The organism is Roseomonas fluvialis (genome assembly GCF_022846615.1).
Taxonomy (GTDB): domain Bacteria; phylum Pseudomonadota; class Alphaproteobacteria; order Acetobacterales; family Acetobacteraceae; genus Neoroseomonas; species Neoroseomonas fluvialis.
Window position 1 is genome coordinate 4,207,431 of sequence record NZ_AP025637.1, and the last position, 16,506, is coordinate 4,223,936.

General features: G+C 72.7%; 17 protein-coding genes. 15 read left to right on the forward strand and 2 right to left on the reverse strand.

The features are described 5' to 3' along the window. Window positions 1-120: 120 nt before the first annotated feature. Window positions 121-1,671 carry a DUF1800 family protein gene (locus MWM08_RS20145; RefSeq protein WP_244408299.1) on the forward strand — a complete coding sequence of 517 codons (1,551 nt, stop codon included), beginning with the start codon at window positions 121-123 and terminating at the stop codon, window positions 1,669-1,671. Beyond that, complete coding sequence (locus MWM08_RS20150; protein WP_244408300.1) at window positions 1,668-2,867, forward strand: DUF1501 domain-containing protein; 1,200 nt, start codon at window positions 1,668-1,670, stop codon at window positions 2,865-2,867. Before MWM08_RS20145 ends, MWM08_RS20150 begins: the two co-directional genes overlap by 4 nt. A 196-nt stretch (window positions 2,868-3,063) precedes the next feature. Here the strand turns inward: MWM08_RS20150 and MWM08_RS20155 are convergent, their stop codons facing one another. Further along, window positions 3,064-3,549, reverse strand: coding sequence for a DUF1269 domain-containing protein (locus MWM08_RS20155; protein WP_244408301.1), 486 nt, complete (start codon window positions 3,547-3,549; stop codon window positions 3,064-3,066). Between the two features lie 126 nt (window positions 3,550-3,675). Here MWM08_RS20155 and proB point away from each other — a divergent pair, with 126 nt between their 5' ends. After that, entirely contained in the window at window positions 3,676-4,803 is a 1,128-nt protein-coding gene (proB, locus tag MWM08_RS20160) for a glutamate 5-kinase (protein ID WP_244408302.1), read from the forward strand. 7 nt (window positions 4,804-4,810) lie between these two features. Here the strand turns inward: proB and MWM08_RS20165 are convergent, their stop codons facing one another. After that, a complete protein-coding gene (locus MWM08_RS20165; protein ID WP_244408303.1) occupies window positions 4,811-5,125 on the reverse strand; it encodes a hypothetical protein in 315 nt (104 codons plus the stop codon). A 203-nt stretch (window positions 5,126-5,328) separates the two neighbouring features. Between MWM08_RS20165 and MWM08_RS20170 the strand changes: the two genes are divergently transcribed. The 12 genes from MWM08_RS20170 (at window position 5,329) to gpmI (ending at window position 16,491) form a co-directional block, all read left to right on the forward strand. Further along, on the forward strand, window positions 5,329-6,306 hold the full coding sequence (locus MWM08_RS20170) for a Bug family tripartite tricarboxylate transporter substrate binding protein (protein WP_244408304.1): 978 nt from the start codon (window positions 5,329-5,331) through the stop codon (window positions 6,304-6,306). A gap of 60 nt (window positions 6,307-6,366) precedes the next feature. Further along, on the forward strand, window positions 6,367-7,407 hold the full coding sequence (locus MWM08_RS20175) for an amidohydrolase family protein (protein ID WP_244408305.1): 1,041 nt from the start codon (window positions 6,367-6,369) through the stop codon (window positions 7,405-7,407). Beyond that, on the forward strand, window positions 7,404-8,090 hold the full coding sequence (locus MWM08_RS20180) for a class I SAM-dependent methyltransferase (protein ID WP_244408306.1): 687 nt from the start codon (window positions 7,404-7,406) through the stop codon (window positions 8,088-8,090). Before MWM08_RS20175 ends, MWM08_RS20180 begins: the two co-directional genes overlap by 4 nt. A 40-nt stretch (window positions 8,091-8,130) precedes the next feature. Then, window positions 8,131-9,423, forward strand: a complete 1,293-nt coding sequence (locus MWM08_RS20185) for a glutamate-5-semialdehyde dehydrogenase (protein WP_244408307.1) — start codon at window positions 8,131-8,133, stop codon at window positions 9,421-9,423. Beyond that, the gene (locus MWM08_RS20190; protein WP_244408308.1) at window positions 9,420-10,199 is read left to right on the forward strand and encodes a hypothetical protein; all 780 of its coding nucleotides are present in this window, start codon (window positions 9,420-9,422) and stop codon (window positions 10,197-10,199) included. Before MWM08_RS20185 ends, MWM08_RS20190 begins: the two co-directional genes overlap by 4 nt. Before the next feature lie 62 nt (window positions 10,200-10,261). Further along, a complete protein-coding gene (locus tag MWM08_RS20195; protein ID WP_244408309.1) occupies window positions 10,262-11,113 on the forward strand; it encodes a 2-keto-4-pentenoate hydratase in 852 nt (283 codons plus the stop codon). Then, complete coding sequence (locus tag MWM08_RS20200) at window positions 11,110-11,763, forward strand: nicotinate-nucleotide adenylyltransferase (protein ID WP_244408310.1); 654 nt, start codon at window positions 11,110-11,112, stop codon at window positions 11,761-11,763. Before MWM08_RS20195 ends, MWM08_RS20200 begins: the two co-directional genes overlap by 4 nt. Window positions 11,764-11,834: 71 nt before the next feature. Continuing rightward, window positions 11,835-12,626: a ribosome silencing factor gene (gene rsfS, locus MWM08_RS20205; protein WP_244408311.1), complete on the forward strand. Its 792-nt coding sequence runs from the start codon at window positions 11,835-11,837 to the stop codon at window positions 12,624-12,626. Between the two features lies 1 nt (window position 12,627). Beyond that, the gene (locus MWM08_RS20210) at window positions 12,628-13,077 is read left to right on the forward strand and encodes a 23S rRNA (pseudouridine(1915)-N(3))-methyltransferase RlmH (RefSeq protein WP_255751416.1); all 450 of its coding nucleotides are present in this window, start codon (window positions 12,628-12,630) and stop codon (window positions 13,075-13,077) included. A 170-nt stretch (window positions 13,078-13,247) separates the two neighbouring features. Next, window positions 13,248-13,925, forward strand: a complete 678-nt coding sequence (locus MWM08_RS20215; RefSeq protein WP_244408313.1) for an NnrU family protein — start codon at window positions 13,248-13,250, stop codon at window positions 13,923-13,925. Window positions 13,926-13,997: 72 nt separating this feature from the next. Further along, the gene (locus tag MWM08_RS20220) at window positions 13,998-14,861 is read left to right on the forward strand and encodes an ion transporter (RefSeq protein ID WP_244408314.1); all 864 of its coding nucleotides are present in this window, start codon (window positions 13,998-14,000) and stop codon (window positions 14,859-14,861) included. 31 nt (window positions 14,862-14,892) lie between these two features. Further along, window positions 14,893-16,491: a 2,3-bisphosphoglycerate-independent phosphoglycerate mutase gene (gene gpmI, locus MWM08_RS20225; RefSeq protein WP_244408315.1), complete on the forward strand. Its 1,599-nt coding sequence runs from the start codon at window positions 14,893-14,895 to the stop codon at window positions 16,489-16,491. Window positions 16,492-16,506: the final 15 nt, after the last annotated feature.

The following is a 16,506-nucleotide window of genomic DNA, read 5'->3' on the forward strand; positions in this document are numbered from 1 at the left end:
GCACCGTCCCCCACATCAACGATACTGGCGGGGCACACAGGGCGCGCCCGTGGCGCGGCGGCGGCCCGCCAGCGGATCGCGCCAGTGCCGTCTGATCGGAAAACGCGCTAGCCTGTCCGCATGTCGATGCTCGGCGACGACGCCGCACGCCGCCTGCTCAACCGTGCCGCCTATGGCCCGCGGCCGGCCGACCTGCCTGCCACCGCGCGACTGCCCCTGCGGGACTGGATCGACGCGCAGCTCTCCCTGCCCGCCGCGAGCACGGCCATCGACACGGCCCTCGCCGCGCTGACGCTGCCGATCCGCTACGCCGCCGGCCCTGGCGAACAGATGGTGGACGAACACCGCCCGCTGCAGGCGCTGGCCATGCGCCCCGACCAGCGCTGGGCCTTGTCCGACAACCGCCGCCCGATCGCGTGGCCGGAACGCGACCGCCCGCGGCTCGAACTCGCGGCCGCCACACTGCTGCGCAAGGTCCTCGCCCCCGACCAGCTGCGCGAACGCGTGGTCGAGTTCTGGCACGACCACTTCAACGTCGCGGCGCAGGCCAGCGGCCAGGTGGCCGTCTGCTTGCCGGACCACGACACGCGCATCCGCACCCATGCCTTCGGCAACTTCGCCGCCCTGCTCGAAGCCGTGGCCAGCAGCCCGGCGATGCTCGCCTACCTCAACAACAACGTCTCGCGTGCCGGGGCACCCAACGAGAATTTCGCGCGCGAACTGCTCGAACTCCACACGCTGGGCGCGTCCGCCTACCAGCCTGGCGCACGGTCCTGGCGCGACGTCCCCGGCGCCACCGACGGAACCCCGGCCGGCTACTTCGACGGCGATGTCTGGGAAGCCGCGCGCGCCTTCACCGGCTGGACCATCGCCGCGGGCCAGCGCATCGACGGCGCGCGCACCCTGCCGACGGCGGGCGAATTCGCCTATGTCGAACGCTGGCACGACGGCTACCAGAAGCGCGTGCTAGGCCAGGAATTGCCGCCCTTCGCGCCGGCGCAGGCCGATGGTCGCCGCGTCATCGCGCTCGCCGCGACGCATCCGGCGACGGCACGGCATATCGCCGCCAAGCTCGCCCGCTTCTTCCTGGGCGATCGCGCCCCACCCGCCGCCGCAGCCCGCGCCGAGGCCGCTTTCCTGCGGCATCGCGAGTCGTCGGACCAGATCGCCCACACCTTGCGTGCGCTGCTCGACGGGCCCGAGGCCACCGACCCCACACTCGGCCGCGTGCGCCGCCCGCTCGATGCCGCCGCCGCGGCCGCGCGCGCGCTCGCCATCCCGATCGCCCCGCAGGCGCCCCTGCTGGCGGAGATGGGGCGCGCCGGCCAAGTGCTGTTCGGCTGGCCCTCCCCGGACGGGCAACCACTCGACGGCGCGCATTACCTCGGCGGCGGCGCGCTGCGCGCGCGCTGGACCATGCTGCTGGGCGTCGCGCAGAACTGGTGGGGCACCGGCGCCTCCCCGCTGCCGGAGGCGCTGGCCGGGCGGCCGGTCGCCGAGGCGGCGCGCGAGGTCGCGCAGGCCTTGCTCGGCGCTGCCGCCGGGCCCGTCGGCCAGCGCCTGGTGGCCGCCTGGCAGGCGGACCGGCGCCCGGACCGCCTGCGCAACCGCCAGGACGGCGCCGCACTCCTCGGCATCGCCCTGCTGGCACCGGGATTCCAGACGACATGATCGCCCGCCTCGGACGCCGCGCCTTGCTGCGGGCTGGCCTCGCCGCCGCCGCGCTGCCCGGGCTGCGCGGCATGGCCTTCGCCGACCCGGCGACGGCCCCGCCGCTGCTGATCCTGGTGTTCCTGCGCGGCGGGATGGACGCGCTGCACGTTCTCTCGCCGGCCGACGACGCCGCCTTCGTCGACATGCGCATGGCGGAGTTGCGCACGCGGGCCGACGGCGCCGGCGCAGGCCACCGGCTAGAGGCGTCCGCCACCATCGATTTTCGCCTGCATGTCGAGGCCGGCGGCCTCGCGGAGATCTGGCGCGATCGCCGCATGGCGCTTTGGCCCGCCGCCGGCGTGCCGGAAGCGACCCGCAGCCACTTCGAGGCACAGGCGCTGATGGCCGGGGGTCGCGGGTCGCGGCAGGATGCACGCGCCGCGCAGGGCTGGCTCGCAGCCTGGACGGCGGCGCTGTCGGGCCATGCGCCTGGCCCGGCCGCCATCGCGGCCCAGGGCGGGCTGACACCGGAACTCGCAGGGCTGGCGCGCGCGTTGAGCGTGCCATCGCTTGCCGGCGGGCTGGCACTGCCCGGCGGATCGCTCGGTGCCGCCGCGCTGGAATCCCTGCACGCCGGTGGGCAGGACGAGGTCTCGCGCGCTGCGCGCGGTGCGATCGACGACATGCGCGCGCTGCACGCGCTGCTGCCGCGGGAAGCGGGGAGCCGCATCCTGCCCTACCGCCCGGCGGGCGGCGCCAATTACGGCGCGGCCGGGGGCTTCGGCGCATCGCTCGCGACCGTGGCACAAGCCGCAAAACTGCTGCCCGGCCTGGTTGCGGCGCAGGTCGACCTTGGCGGCTGGGACACGCATGACGGGCAGACCTGGCGCATGACGAACCTGGTCCGCACCCTGTCGCGCGGGCTGGCCGCGCTGGATGCCGACCTGACCGACCTGCCGCGGCGCTGGTCGGTCCTGGTCGCGAGCGAATTCGGCCGGCGCGTGCGCGCCAATGCCAATGGCGGCACGGACCACGGTCGTGCCGGCACGGTCCTGGCGTTCGGGCGTGGCGGCGCGCTGGGCGGCCATTTCGGGGCCTGGCCCGGGCTGTCGCGCGACGCGCTCGAGGACGGCGTGGACCTGCGGGTGGCCGAGGATTACCGCAATGTGTTCAGAACGGTGATGCGGGATCTTTCGGCCCGCGCCCCCGCGTAACTGACCGTCTGGGCCTGCGCCCATTCAGGCGCATTCTCGATGTCCGGCATCGGCCGGTTCCCCGACCCAGCCGCTCACCTCCGTATCCTGGCATGGGATGGCCGGGTGGGTGGTGAGCGTCGGCGCCGGACCTGCCGAATAGGCACTGGGCCCATCCCGATCGGATGGGCCCAGCCGATCTGTCGCAGCCGCGCGCCTACCCCACCTTCAGCGCGTCGCGCAGCTTCTGCTCCTGCTCGGTCGTCATGTTCGTGCGCAGCACCGTGCCGCCGAACTGCGCCATGGCCGGCAGCACCTTGTCCGCCGTCACCTTGCGCACCAGCACGCACAGCGCCGCCTGGCCGGGCGTCAGGGATTCGGCCGCGCTCTTCATGAACTTGTCGTCGATGCCCACGTCGGTCAGGTAGCCGCTCAGCGCACCCGCGCCCGCGCCCGCCGCGGCACCCAGCAACGGGTTCAGGAACAGCAGGCCGATCAGCGTGCCCCACATTGCGCCGCCGGCCGCACCGGCCGCGGTCGTGTTGATCAACTGGTGCAGCTTTACCGACCCGTCGGCCAGGCGTTCCGCGATCACGGCGTCGCCCAGTTCGATCAGGTACTCCTTCTGAAGTTCCATAAGCTTGGCGCGCGCCGCCTCCGCCGTCTTTTCGTCCGGGTACGCGACGATGATGAGGTCCGCCATGGGCTGTCTCCCTGTGATGCCGATCTGCGCTGCACGATAGGGCGCCGCGCGTCAGGGGCAAGCGACAAGACGCGGTCGGCCATCCCGCCTTCAGGCCGCCCGTCCCGCATGCTACAGGCCGCCGCCATGATCGATCCCGCCGCCCCCTCCCTCGCGCAGGCCAAGCGCATCGTCGTCAAGATCGGCTCCGCCCTGGTGGTCGACGAGGCGACGGCCGCGCCGCGCGCCGCCTGGCTGGCATCGGTCGCGGCGGATGTCGCAGCCCTCCGCGCGGGCGGTGCGGAGGTCGTGCTGGTGTCCTCCGGCGCCATCGCGTTGGCGCGCCGCGCGCTCGGCCTCACGCGGCGCACGCTGCGGCTCGAGGAAAAGCAGGCCGCCGCCGCCGTGGGACAGATCCGCCTGGCCGGCGCCTGGCAGGATGCACTCAGCGCGCACGGCATGAACGCCGCGCAGCTGCTGCTGACGCTCGAGGATTCCGAGGACCGCCGCCGCTACCTGAACGCGCGCGCCACCATCGCGACACTGCTCGGCCTCGGCTGCGTGCCCGTCATCAACGAGAACGACACCGTCGCCACCGCCGAGATCCGCTTCGGCGACAACGACCGCCTGGCGGCGCGCGTGGCCGAAATGATCAGCGCCGACGCGCTGGTGCTGCTGTCGGACATCGACGGCCTGTACACCGCCGACCCGCGGCGCGACCCGGCGGCCGCGCATATCCCCGCGGTCGATCGCATCACCGACGAGATCATGGCGATGGGCGGCGAACCCCCGCCCGGCTATTCCTCCGGCGGCATGCGCACGAAGCTGATCGCCGCGCGCATCGCGACCGGCGCCGGTTGCGCCATGGCGATCGCGCTCGGCAAGCGCGACAATCCGCTTGCGGCGCTACTCGATGGCGCACGCTGCACCTGGTTCCTCGCCGCACCCGAAGGCCGCACGGCGCGCAAGCGATGGATCGCAGGCAGCCTGGCGCCACTCGGCGCGCTCACGGTCGATGCAGGGGCGGCGCGCGCGCTGGCGCGCGGGTCATCACTGCTGCCCGCCGGCGTGCGTGCGGTGGAAGGCCAGTTCGAACGCGGTGATCCGCTGTCGGTCCGCGACGAAGCCGGGCGCGAGGTGGCGCGCGGCCTGTCGGCCTATGATGCCGAGGCCGCGCGCCAGATCGCCGGTCATCGCAGCGAGGAGCTGGAAGCGATCCTCGGCTGGCGCGGACGGGACGAGATCATCCACCGGGACGACCTCGTCCTGCTGTGACGTTGCGTCAGCCGCGCGGCAGCGGGATGTGCCGCACGGTCTGGTTCTCGCCCGAACCCTCGACCACCGCGACGTAGTCGCGCGGCGCGAAGGCGGGGGCTCCGGGCAGCACGACGGACACGTTGTTGCCGCTGCCGGTTACGACCGAACCCGGCAGCACGATACCGGCCGGGCGCTCGCCGACATAGGCGACGCTCTCGGTCTCGCCGCTGCCGGCGACGAAGGCCTGCGACTGCGCCAGCCATTCATTCGCCTGCGCGGCAGAGCCGGCGACGACGAAGGCGAGGGCGGCGGCCGCAATGCCGAAGCGCGCATGGGTCATGTGATGGTGTCCTTTTCTTCTGTTGCGCGGCGGCAGGAAGTGGCGCCGTCCGCGTGCCCCAGCACATGGCGCCACCGACCCGGTGCGCAGCCCTGGCGGCGCTGATGGTCACCATCACGACCGTCGATGAAACCAAGTGTTTCGACGCCCCGCGCGGTTCGTGCGATGATGCCCGCAACAATCGCACCGGGAGATTGAACGCCATGACCATACCCGCCTTCCGCCGCCGCGCGCTGCTTGGTGCCGCTGCCCTGCCGCTCGCCGCGCCGGCCTTCGCCCAGGAGGGCTTCCCCACCCGCCCGCTACGCCTTGTCGTGGGCTTCACGCCCGGCGGTGCGACCGACATCTCGGCCCGCGCCATCGCGCCCAAGATGGGCGAGGCGCTCGGCCAACCGGTGATCGTGGAAAACCGCCCCGGCGCGGGCAGCAACATCGCGTCGGAAGTGGTGGCGCGCAGCCCAGCCGATGGCCACACGCTGCTGCTCGCGACCCTCGGCGCGCTGGTGGTAAGCCCGATGGTGGTGCGCCTGCCGATCGACCCGGCGCGCGACCTGGTGCCGATCTCGATCGCCGTCGACCTGTTCAACATCCTGGTCCTACCGATGGACCGGCCGTGGCGCAGCGTGGCCGACCTGGTGGCCGCGGCGAAGGCGGCGCCGGGCCGCCTGTCCTATGGCACCAGCGGCATCGTCGGCGGGCCGCACCTGGCGGGGCTGCTGTTCGACCGCATGGCGGGCATCGAGACGACGCCCGTGCATTACCGCGGCGGCGGGCTTGTGGTGACCGACCTGCTGGCGGGGCGCGTGGACTTCTCCTTCGCCACCGCCGCGTCCGTCCTGGCGCAGGTGCGCGAGGGCAAGCTGCGCGCCCTGGCGGTGCCGCATGCCGAACGTTCCCGCCTGATGCCCGAGCTGCCGACCGTCGCGGAATCCGGCGTGCCGGGCTTCGACGTGCCGTCCTGGTATGGCGTGTTGGCGCCGCGCGGCACGCCCGACGCTGCGATCGCGCGCATCAATGCCGCGATGCGCGTGGCGCTGAACGATGCCGAGGCGACGGCGGTGCTCAACCGCAACGGGCTGGAGCCGCGCTGGTCCACGCCGGAACAGATGGCCCAGGCGCTCGCGGCCGAGCGCACGACCTGGGAGCCGATCATCCGCGAGAGCGGCATACGCATCGAGTAGCGCGGTCGACGCGTCCGGCGCGGCGTGCGAGGGGTCGCGCACGCCGCCAAGGATGCCCCGATGCGCCTGTCCCGCCGCTCCGTCATCGCCGCGCCCCCCGCCGCCGCCTTGCCCGTACAGGCCGTGGCGCAGTCCATCCCGAAGGTGGCGCTCGAGGAACACGTCATCACGCCGGGGCTGCAGCCCTATCTGGAGCGCGCCTTCCCGCCGACGCCGCGCGCAGCGCGCGAGGCCATCATCGCGCGCCTTGCGGATTTCGGAGACCAGCGCATCGCCGCGATGGATGCAGCGGGCGTGGATGTCGCGGTGCTGTCGATTTCCGGCCCCGGCGTGCAGATCGAACCCGATGCACGCCTCGCGACACGCCTCGCCGCCGAGGCCAACGACGCGCTTGCCGCGCAGATCGCGCGCCGCCCGGCGCGCTATGCCGGCTTCGCGCACCTGGCCATGCAGGACCCGGCCGGTGCGGCGGACGAACTCGAACGCTGCGTGCGCCAGCTCGGCTTCGAGGGCGCGCTGGTGAACGGCCACACCAATGGTGTGTACCTGGATGACCCGCGCCACGACGTCTTCTGGGAACGGCTGCAGGCGCTGGACGTGCCGCTGTACCTGCATCCGGGCGATTCCCACCGCATGCCCTTCGTGCTGGAGGGCTTCCCGGAATTGCAGAAGCCGGTCTGGGAATGGACCACCGAGACCACGTCGCATGCGCTGCGGCTGATCGTCTCCGGCGTATTCGATCGCTTCCCGCGCGCGAAGCTGATCCTCGGCCACATGGGCGAGGCGATCCCGTACGAGCTGTGGCGCCTGGACAGCCGCTACGCCTTCACCGAGACCAATCGCTGCGTCGCGCGCAAGCCATCCGAATACGTGCGGCAGAATTTCTACGTCACCACATCGGGCCAGTTCGACAACGTGCCGCTGATGGCCGCCATCGCGGCGATGGGGCATGGGCGCGTGCTGTTCTCGATCGACTACCCGTATGAATCCTCGGACGACGCCGCGCGCTTCATCGCTGCCGCGCCGCTGGACGACGAGGCCCGCCGCGCCGTGGCCGGCGGCAATGCGCGCGCATTGCTGCGCCTGGCGGCCGCGCCATGATATCGCCCAGGGCGCCTTTCGCCGATCCGGAGGCCGTCGCGCGCTATACCGACATGCCGCCGCGCCTGGTGCCGGGCCTCGATGCGCTGCATCGCATGACGGCGCTGCTGCTCGCAGAACGCTGCGCGCCGGATGCGCGCATCCTGGTGCTGGGCGCGGGCGGCGGGCTTGAACTGAAGGCCTTCGCCGAGGCGCAGCCGGGCTGGCGCTTCGCCGGCGTCGATCCCTCGGCCGAGATGCTGGCGCTGGCGGCGCGCACGCTCGGCCCGCTCGCAGCACGGGTCGACATGCACGAGGGCTACATCGGCACCGCGCCGCCCGGCCCCTTCGACGCCGCGACCTGCCTGCTGACGCTGCATTTCCTGCCGCCCGAGGCGCGCGCGCAGACCCTCGCGGCGCTGTTCGCGCGGCTGAAGCCCGGCGCGCCGCTGGTGGTGGCGCATCACAGCTTCCCGCAGGCGCCGGGCGAGAAGCCCGTCTGGCTGTCGCGCTTCGCTGCCTTCGCGACCGCCTCCGGCGTCCCGGCCGAGCTCGCGCAGGGCGCCGCCGATGGGATCGGCCAGCACCTGCCCGCGCTGTCGCCCGAACAGGACGCCACGTTGCTGGCGGAAGCCGGCTTCGTCGACGTCAGCCTGTTCTACGCAGCGTTGACCTTCCGCGGCTGGGTGGCCTATCGGCCGTGACGGGGCGGCGGTCCTTCTCCCGAGGGGCCGCGCACGCCACATGAACTCGGCATCGGAGCACCACGCCGTGAACGCCATCGCCCAGGACGCCGCCCGCCTGCTCGACACCGCCGCCCGCGCCGCCCGCGCGGCCGCTGCGGTCATCGCGCGCGCGCCGTCGCCGGCGAAGGACCTGGCGCTGACTCAGGGCGCTGCCGCGATCCGCCGAAACGCCGCCGCGATCCTCGCCGCCAATGCCGCGGATGTGGAGGCCGCCCCCGGCCTGACTTCGGCCTTCCGCGACCGCCTGACGCTGACGCCCGCCCGCATCGAGGCGATGGCCGTCGGCCTGGAGGAGGTCGCCGCCCTGCCCGACCCCGTCGGCCGCACCCTGGCGGAATGGACCCGCCCCAATGGCCTGGTGTTCCGCCGCGTGGCCCAGCCGCTCGGCGTCATCGGCATGATTTTCGAGAGCCGGCCCAACGTGACGGCCGATGCCGCCGCGCTCTGCCTGAAATCCGGTAATGCCGTGATCCTGCGCGGCGGCAGCGAGAGCACGCGCTCCGCCGCCGCCATCCATGCCTGCCTGGTCGAGGGCCTGCGCGCAGCCGGCCTGCCCGAAGCGACCGTGCAGATCGCCCCCACCGCCGACCGCGCCTTCGTGGGTGCCATGCTACGCGCGGCGGGGCTGATCGACCTCATCATCCCGCGCGGCGGCAAGGGCCTGGTCACGCGCGTGCTGGAGGAAGCCCGCGTGCCGGTCCTCGCGCATGCCGAGGGGCTTTGCCACACCTACATCCACGCCGCCGCCGACCCCGCCATGGCGCGTGCCGTGCTGGCGAATGCGAAGATGCGCCGCACCGGCGTCTGCGGTTCGACCGAGACACTTCTGATCGACGCCGCCATCGCGCCGGCCCTGCTGCCGCTGCTGGTCGCCGACCTGCGCGCGCTGGGCTGCGACTTCCGTGCCGATGACCGCGCGCGCGCCATCGTGGCGGACCTGCCCGCCGCGACCGATACGGACTTCGCCACCGAATGGCTCGACGCCATCCTGTCGGTGAAGGTGGTGGATGGCGTGGCGGATGCGCTGGCCCATATCCGCCGCTTCGGATCCGAACACACCGAGGCGATCATCACGCAGGACGAAGCCGCCGCGCGCGACTTCCTCGACGGCATCGATTCCGCGGTCGGCCTGTGGAATGCCTCGACGCAGTTCTGCGACGGCGGCGAATTCGGCTTCGGCGCGGAGATCGGCATCGCCACCGGGCGGATGCATGCGCGCGGGCCGGTCGGGCTCGAACAGCTCTGCACCTATCGCTACCAGGTCATCGGGACGGGCCAGACCCGGCCGTGAGGCTGGCGGCCGCCGCGGTTGTGCTGATGGCCGCGGCCGCACCGGCGCAGGCGGCCTGCCCGGAGATGGCGGAGGTCGCCCGCTTCGCCCGCGCGCTGCTGGAACGGCGTGTGCCGCAGCCCTGGTCACCTGGCACCGACACCGGCTGCGCGCAGCAGCGCCTGGTGGGCATGCTCGCGCAGCCCTGGGGCGACATCGAGGGCATCGTGCTCGCCGCCGAGGTCGCGCCGGCGCTGCGCGGCGCGTTGTTCCACGCGAATTTCCGCGAACGCTCCGGCGCCACCATCGAGGCCGCCTACGCCGCACGCCCCGCCATCGCCCCCGCGCTGCTGCTGACCATCGGTCGCGAGGGGGTCGAGACCGCAGCCGACCCGCTGGCCCATGTCGCGACTGTCGCGCCGTTTCTTGTGCTGCTCGACCACGCCGCCATGCCGGGCGGGATGGATGAAGCGTCGCGGCGCGCTGGCAATCTCGGCGTCAGGCTGGGCGTGCTGGGCCAGGCGGTGCCGCTGCGCGATGCGGCCGCGCTGTCCGCCGGCGTAACGCTCCAGGCCGACCACAGCATCGTGGCCAGCCTGGCCGGGCTTGGCCTCGCGACGGCGCCGGCGATGCTGCTGGCGACCCTCGCCCGCGACCTCGCCGCCGAAGGCCGGCCGCTGCGCGCGGGCGACCAGGTGGCGCTGATGGGCCCCGCCGCGCCGATGCCACCGCGCGGCGGCGAGACCTGGCGGCTGTCGATCGAGGGCCTGGGCGCCGTCGTCTTGAACTTCCGCTGACGCGCCCTTCCCGTCCACCCCGCCGCGCCGGTAGCATCGCCGCCCGTCGGAGGAACGACCCCATGCGCCGAATGCTGTTCGCTGCCCTGCTCGCCCTGCCAGTGACGGCGCAGGCGGCCTGCCCGTCCCAGGCCGCGATGGACAGCCTGGCGGAGGCGCTCATCGCCAACCGCCCCTCGCCACCCATCCGGGGCCTGGCGACGATCGAGGAGGGGCATTGCGCGCAGGAACGGCTGGTCGCGGCGCTGGTGCCGAGCTGGGGCAGCATCGTCGGCTACAAGGTCGGGCTGACCAGTGCACCCGTCCAGCAACGCTTCGGCGTGAACCAGCCGCTGCGCGGCATCCTCATGGAATCCAGCGTCAGCCTGCGCGACGGCGCCGAGGTGCCGGCCCGCTTCGGCGCCGTGCCGGTGATCGAGAGCGACTTCCTGGTGCGCGTGCGCGACGCCGGCATCAACGACGCGGGGCGCGACCATGTCGCGATCCTGCGCCACCTCGATGCCGTGATCCCTTACATCGAGTTGCCGGACCTGGTGTTGACCGGCGGCTTCACCGGGCCGCAGCTGCTCGCCATCAACGTGGGCGCGCGCCTCGGTGTGATGGGCACGCCGATCCCGGTCGAGGCGACGCAGGCCTTCGCCGATCGCCTGGCGAACATGGTCGTGACCATGGTCGATGACCGCGGGCAGGAACGCGCACGTGCGACCGGCACCGCGGCGCTCGGCCATCCGCTCAACGTCGTCGCCTTCCTGGTCGAGAGCCTGGCGCAGGACGGGCAGCGGCTGGAGGCAGGGCAGGTGATCTCGGTCGCGGGGTATTCGCCGACGCTGCCGCTGGAGGCCGGTCGCACCTATACCGTGCGCTACGAAGGCCTGGCGGCCGCGCCGGTCAGCGTGAGCGTCCGCACGCGGTGACACCCGGCCGCTTCGGCGACTCCCGGCGGCGGCGCATCGGCCTGCTGGGCGGGTCCTTCAACCCGGCGCATGAGGGGCATCTGCATGTCGCGCAATGCGCCCGCCGTGCGCTCGGGCTGGATGAGGTGTGGTTGCTCGTCTCCCCGGGCAATCCGCTGAAGCCCAGGGCCGGCATGGCGCCGCTGGCCGAACGCCTGGCCTCCGCGCGGCGCATCGCCGATGGCCGGCGCGTCATCGCCACCGACATCGAGCGCGCGCTGGGCACGCGCTTCACCGCCGACACGCTGCGCCTGCTGCGCCGGCGCTTTCCGCGTGCCGACTTCACCTTCGTGATCGGCGCCGACAACCTGCTGCAACTGCCGCGCTGGAAGGGCTGGCGCGGGATTGCGCGACGCACGGCGCTGGCCGTGCTGCCGCGGCCGAGCTTCACGCGGGCCGCGCTGAAGGGTCTGGCAGCGCAGGCGCTTCGCCGGCATCGCCGCGCGCCGGGACAGGTGCGCAGCGAAGGCGCCCGCGACGCGCCTCGCGCGGAAAGGTTTGCGCCGCACGCGCCTTGGTGCTTGGTTCCGGCCCGAGAGCACGCCGCCTCCGCCACCGCCATCCGCGCGGCGAGGGCCTGGGGCGGCCCGCGCGACAGGAGGGGGCCATAGCCCGCACGCCGAAGACCGAGACCAACACGCCCGCCGCGACGAAGGCGAAGGCGACCGCACCCAAGCCTGCCGTGCCGAAGGCGAAGGCCGCGCCTAAGGCAGCCGCGCCAAAAGCGAAGGCCGCCTCGCCCAGGAGCAAGACCGCAGCGCCGAAGGCCACTGCGCCACGCGTCGCGGTGTCGACACCCAAGCCTGCCGCGCCGAAGGCGCCCTCACGGAAGGCGGCGTCGCCCGCGGCGGCGAAGTCGGCCGAGCCCAAGGCCTCGGCCGCGGTGCCGAAACCGGCGACCGCGAAGGTCGCGAAGGCGCCGGCGCGCGCCGTGGCCAAGGCGTCGACGACGGAGAAAGCCCCCGCCAAGGCCGCCTCCCGCGCCGCCAGCAAGCCGGCCGCCGCCGCGCCGAAGGCCGCGTCGGGCGCCAAGGCGCCGACCACGCCGAAAGCCGCAGCCGCCGCGAAGCCTGCCGCCCCGCGCCCCACCCGCACCAAGAAGCGCGAGAAGCTCGCCCCCGACCGGCTCGCCCTGCTGGTCGACGCCGCAATCAAGTCGCTCGAGGACGACAAGGCCGAGAACATCGTCCTGCTGGATGTCACCGGCCGTGCCGACTATGCCGACCGCCTGATCATCGCGACCGGCCTCGTCGAGCGGCAGCTCCAGGCCATGGCGACACACCTCGACAAGGCGCTGGCCGATGCCGGCCTGCACCTTCGCCGGGACAACATCCAGGCCTCCGGCGACTGGGTCCTGATCGATGCCGGCGACCTGGTGATCCATCTGTTCCGGCCCGAAGCGCGCGAACTGTATCGTCTGGAACGCATGTGGGGCCCGGAAAGCCCGGGGGCGGCCGACGCCACGCCCGGCTAGGATCCTCGCGGTCGGGCGCATGAAGCCGGGGCCGGAGGCAGCGCTGTATGCGCACTATGCCGCTCGGCTGCGCCCACCGCCCGAGGTGACCGAAATCCCGGAAGCGCGTGGTTCCGCGACCGAGATCCGCCGGCGCGAGGGTGCTGCGCTTCTCGCCGCGATGCCGGCGGATGCGCTGGGCGTTGCGCTGGACCTCGGCGGCGAGCAGCCCGACAGCGCCCGCTTCGCCGCCCTGATGGCCCGCTGGGACGACGCGGGCCGTGCGCCCTGCTTCCTGATCGGCGGCGCCGAGGGCCTCGACCCCGCCGTGCTGGGGCGGGCCGAGCACCGGATCGCCCTCGGCCCCATGACCTGGCCGCATTTCCTGGTGCGCGGGATGCTGGCCGAACAGCTCTATCGCGCGCAGGCGATCCGGCAGAACCACCCCTATCACCGCGCCTGGCGGCCATAGCGTGGAACGCGCGCCTCGCCAGATGAGGTCTAACGCGCGCCTCGCGCGATGATTTGGAACGCGCGCATCGCGCGATGATTTGGAACGCGCGCATCGCGCGATGAGTTCGAACGCAGGCCTCGCGCGACGAGGCTGGACGCGGTCACGGCGCGGCGGCGAGACTGCCGCCCATGATCCTGCTCATCCTCGCGGCCGTGCTCTGGGTGTTCGTGCATATCGGCGTCTCGGGCACGGCGTTGCGCGACGCGCTGGTCGCGCGGGTGGGCGAGCGCGTCTTCTCGGTCGGCTTCTCGGTCGCCTCCGTCGGCGCCATCGTGCTGCTGGTGCAGGCCTGGCAAGGGGCCGGGACCACGCCGCTATGGTTCGCCCCCGCCTGGTTGCGCTGGATCCTCGCGATCGTGATGCTGCCCGCCTTCGTGCTGTTCGCGTGTTCGCTGATCGGCAACCCCACTGCGATGGGCGGGGCGGCGCTGCTGGCGCAGGGGCCGCGCGGCATCCAGCGCGTCACGCGCCACCCGATGCTCAATGCCTTCGCGATCTGGGCAGCGGTGCACGTACTGGGCAATGGTGACAGCGCCGCGGTCGTCTTCTTCGGCGCCTTCCTGGTCACGGCGGTGGCGGGCATGCCGTCGATCGACGCCAAGATGGCGAAGCGCCACCCCGACGCCTGGCCGGGTTTCGCGGCGGCCAGTTCCATCATTCCCGGGGCTGCCATCCTGGCCGGGCGCAACCGGCTGGTGGTGCGCGAGATCGGCTGGGTCGCCCCGCTGATCGGGCTGGTGGCCTGGGCCGGCTTCCTGCACGCGCACCGCCATGTGTTTGGCGTGCCCGCACTGATCCTGGGCTGACCGGCGGCTTGAGCCCGGCGCGGCGCCGCCCTATGTGGCGCCCGCACCGGACACCAGCGGGAATCGCAACAGATGCAGGAAGCCCTGACCGCCGCGGACGCGGACGACACGCCGCGCGCGCGCGTCGCGCGCATGGTCATGTCCGTGCCCTTCCAGCGCACCATCATCGCGCTCATCCTGCTGAACGCCGTCACGCTGGGGCTCGAGACCTCGGACGCGGTCATGGCCTCCTGGGGCGGCGTGCTTCACGCGATCGACACCGCGCTGCTGTGGGCCTTCACCGCCGAGCTGGCGCTGCGCATCTACGCCTTCCGCGGCCGATTCTTCCGCGACCCCTGGGGCATCTTCGACCTGGTGGTGGTGGGCATCGCCTGGATGCCCGCGACCGGGCCGCTGAGTGTGCTGCGCGCCCTGCGCGTGCTGCGCGTGCTGCGGCTGATGTCGGTGGTGCCGTCCATGCGCAACGTGGTCGAGGCAATGCTGGCAGCACTCCCCGGCATGGGCTCGATCGTTCTGCTGATGGTGCTGATCTTCTACGTGTTTGCCGTGATGGGCGCCAAGCTGTTCGGCGAGGATCTGCCCGAACAGTTCGGCGACCTGGGCAGTTCGCTGTTCACACTGTTCCAGCTCATGGCGATGGATGATTTCGGCAACATCGTCCGCCAGGCGATGGAGAAGCAGCCGCTCGCCTGGCTGTTCTTCATTCCCTTCTCGGTGGTCGCGACCTTCGTGGTGCTGAACCTGTTCATCGGCGTGATCGTCGAGAGCATCCAGACGCTGCGCGAGGAACGCACCAGCGCCGACGCCGCGGCCGCGCAGGCGGCCTCGGATGCCGCGGCATCGGCCGCGCATGCCGACCAGGTGACGCTCCTGCACGAGATCCGTGCGCTGCGCGCCGAGGTCGCGGCCTTGCGGGCGGAGCGCGCCGGGGGCTAATCCCGCCCCAAGCACCCGAAGGACCCGCGCCATGTCCGCCACCCGCCCCCGCCCCGTCATGCTCGTCATCCTCGACGGCTGGGGTTGGCGCGCGGAGGCCGCGGACAACGCCGTGGCGCAGGCCCGCACGCCGGCCTTCCATGCGTTATGGGCGGAATGTCCGCACGCCTTCCTGCGCACCTCCGGCGCCGATGTCGGCCTGCCGGACGGGCAGATGGGCAATTCCGAGGTCGGGCACCTCAATATCGGCGCCGGGCGCGTGGTCATGCAGGACCTGCCGCGCATCGGCAGCGCCATCGCCGATCGATCGATCACCACACTGTCGGCGCTGACCGGGCTGATCGCGGCGCTGAAGCGCACGGGGGGTACCTGCCACCTGATGGGCCTGCTCTCGCCTGGCGGCGTGCATGCGCACCAGGATCATGCGGTGGCGCTGGCGCGCATCCTGTCATCCGCCGGCATCCCGGTCGCGATCCATGCCTGGACCGATGGGCGCGACACCGCCCCGCAATCCGCCCCCGGCTTCATGGCACGCTTCGAAGCCGACATCGCCGGCCTGCCCGGCGTGCGCATCGCGACCGTGACGGGCCGCTACTTCGCGATGGACCGCGACAACCGGTGGGACCGGGTCGCGAAGGCCTGGGAGGTCATGACCTACGGCGCCGGTCCCTACCCGCCCTTCAAGCCCGACACCCCCAGCCCCATCATGCGTGCCGCCTCGGCGACCGAGGCCATCGCGGCGTCCCATGCGCGCGACGTCACGGATGAATTCATCCCCGCGACCGCCATCGGCGACTACGCCGGGATGAAAAGCGGCGATGGCATCCTCTGCTTCAACTTCCGCGCCGACCGCGTGCGCGAGATCCTGACCGCATTGGTCGATCCCGGGTTCAAAGGGTTCCCGCGGCCGAGCACTCCCGAATTCTGCGACGCCGTGGGCATGACCCACTACTCGGATGCGCTGAATCCCTTTCTTCGCGCGCTCTTCGCCCCGCAATCCATGGCCGACATCCTAGGCGCGGCGGTCGCCGCCGCCGGCCTGACGCAGTTGCGCATGGCCGAGACCGAGAAATACCCCCACGTCACCTACTTCCTGAACGGCGGCGAGGAGACGCCCTATGCCGGAGAGGACCGCATCATGGTCCCCTCCCCCAAGGTCGCGACCTACGACCTGCAGCCCGAGATGTCGGCCCCGGAACTGACCGACAAGGCGGTCGCCGCCATCGCGTCCGGCACCTACGACCTGGTCGTGCTGAACTTCGCCAATGCCGACATGGTGGGGCACACCGGCTCCCTGCCGGCCGCGACGAAGGCGGTGGAAGCCGTCGACACCGGCCTCGGTCGTATCGCCGATGCCATCCGTGCGGCCGGCGGCGCGCTGTTCGTCGCCGCGGACCACGGCAATGCGGAACTGATGCGCGACCCCGCGACCGGCGGGCCGCACACCGCGCACACCACCAACCCGGTCCCCGCCCTGCTGCTGGGCGGTCCCGCCGGCGCGGCGCTCGCCGATGGAAGACTCGCCGACATCGCGCCGACGCTGCTCGCGCTGCTGGGCGTGCCGCAGCCCGCCGCGATGACCGGGCGGTCGCTGCTGCGCGACGGGACGGCCCAGGTTGCCGCCGAATAGCCGCAAGCGGCCGCG

Excerpts from the sequence above, each read along its gene's own strand:
- MWM08_RS20150 (WP_244408300.1), top strand. The coding sequence starts at position 1,668 with ATGATCGCCCGCCTCGGACGCCGCGCCTTGCTGCGGGCTGGCCTCGCC.
- MWM08_RS20155 (WP_244408301.1), bottom strand. The coding sequence starts at position 3,549 with ATGGCGGACCTCATCATCGTCGCGTACCCGGACGAAAAGACGGCGGAG.
- MWM08_RS20180 (WP_244408306.1), top strand. The coding sequence starts at position 7,404 with ATGATATCGCCCAGGGCGCCTTTCGCCGATCCGGAGGCCGTCGCGCGC.
- MWM08_RS20145 (WP_244408299.1), top strand. The coding sequence starts at position 121 with ATGTCGATGCTCGGCGACGACGCCGCACGCCGCCTGCTCAACCGTGCC.
- MWM08_RS20165 (WP_244408303.1), bottom strand. The coding sequence starts at position 5,125 with ATGACCCATGCGCGCTTCGGCATTGCGGCCGCCGCCCTCGCCTTCGTC.
- gpmI (WP_244408315.1), top strand. The coding sequence starts at position 14,893 with ATGTCCGCCACCCGCCCCCGCCCCGTCATGCTCGTCATCCTCGACGGC.
- MWM08_RS20220 (WP_244408314.1), top strand. The coding sequence starts at position 13,998 with ATGCAGGAAGCCCTGACCGCCGCGGACGCGGACGACACGCCGCGCGCG.
- MWM08_RS20215 (WP_244408313.1), top strand. The coding sequence starts at position 13,248 with ATGATCCTGCTCATCCTCGCGGCCGTGCTCTGGGTGTTCGTGCATATC.
- proB (WP_244408302.1), top strand. The coding sequence starts at position 3,676 with ATGATCGATCCCGCCGCCCCCTCCCTCGCGCAGGCCAAGCGCATCGTC.
- MWM08_RS20185 (WP_244408307.1), top strand. The coding sequence starts at position 8,131 with ATGAACTCGGCATCGGAGCACCACGCCGTGAACGCCATCGCCCAGGAC.
- MWM08_RS20175 (WP_244408305.1), top strand. The coding sequence starts at position 6,367 with ATGCGCCTGTCCCGCCGCTCCGTCATCGCCGCGCCCCCCGCCGCCGCC.
- MWM08_RS20195 (WP_244408309.1), top strand. The coding sequence starts at position 10,262 with ATGCGCCGAATGCTGTTCGCTGCCCTGCTCGCCCTGCCAGTGACGGCG.
- MWM08_RS20170 (WP_244408304.1), top strand. The coding sequence starts at position 5,329 with ATGACCATACCCGCCTTCCGCCGCCGCGCGCTGCTTGGTGCCGCTGCC.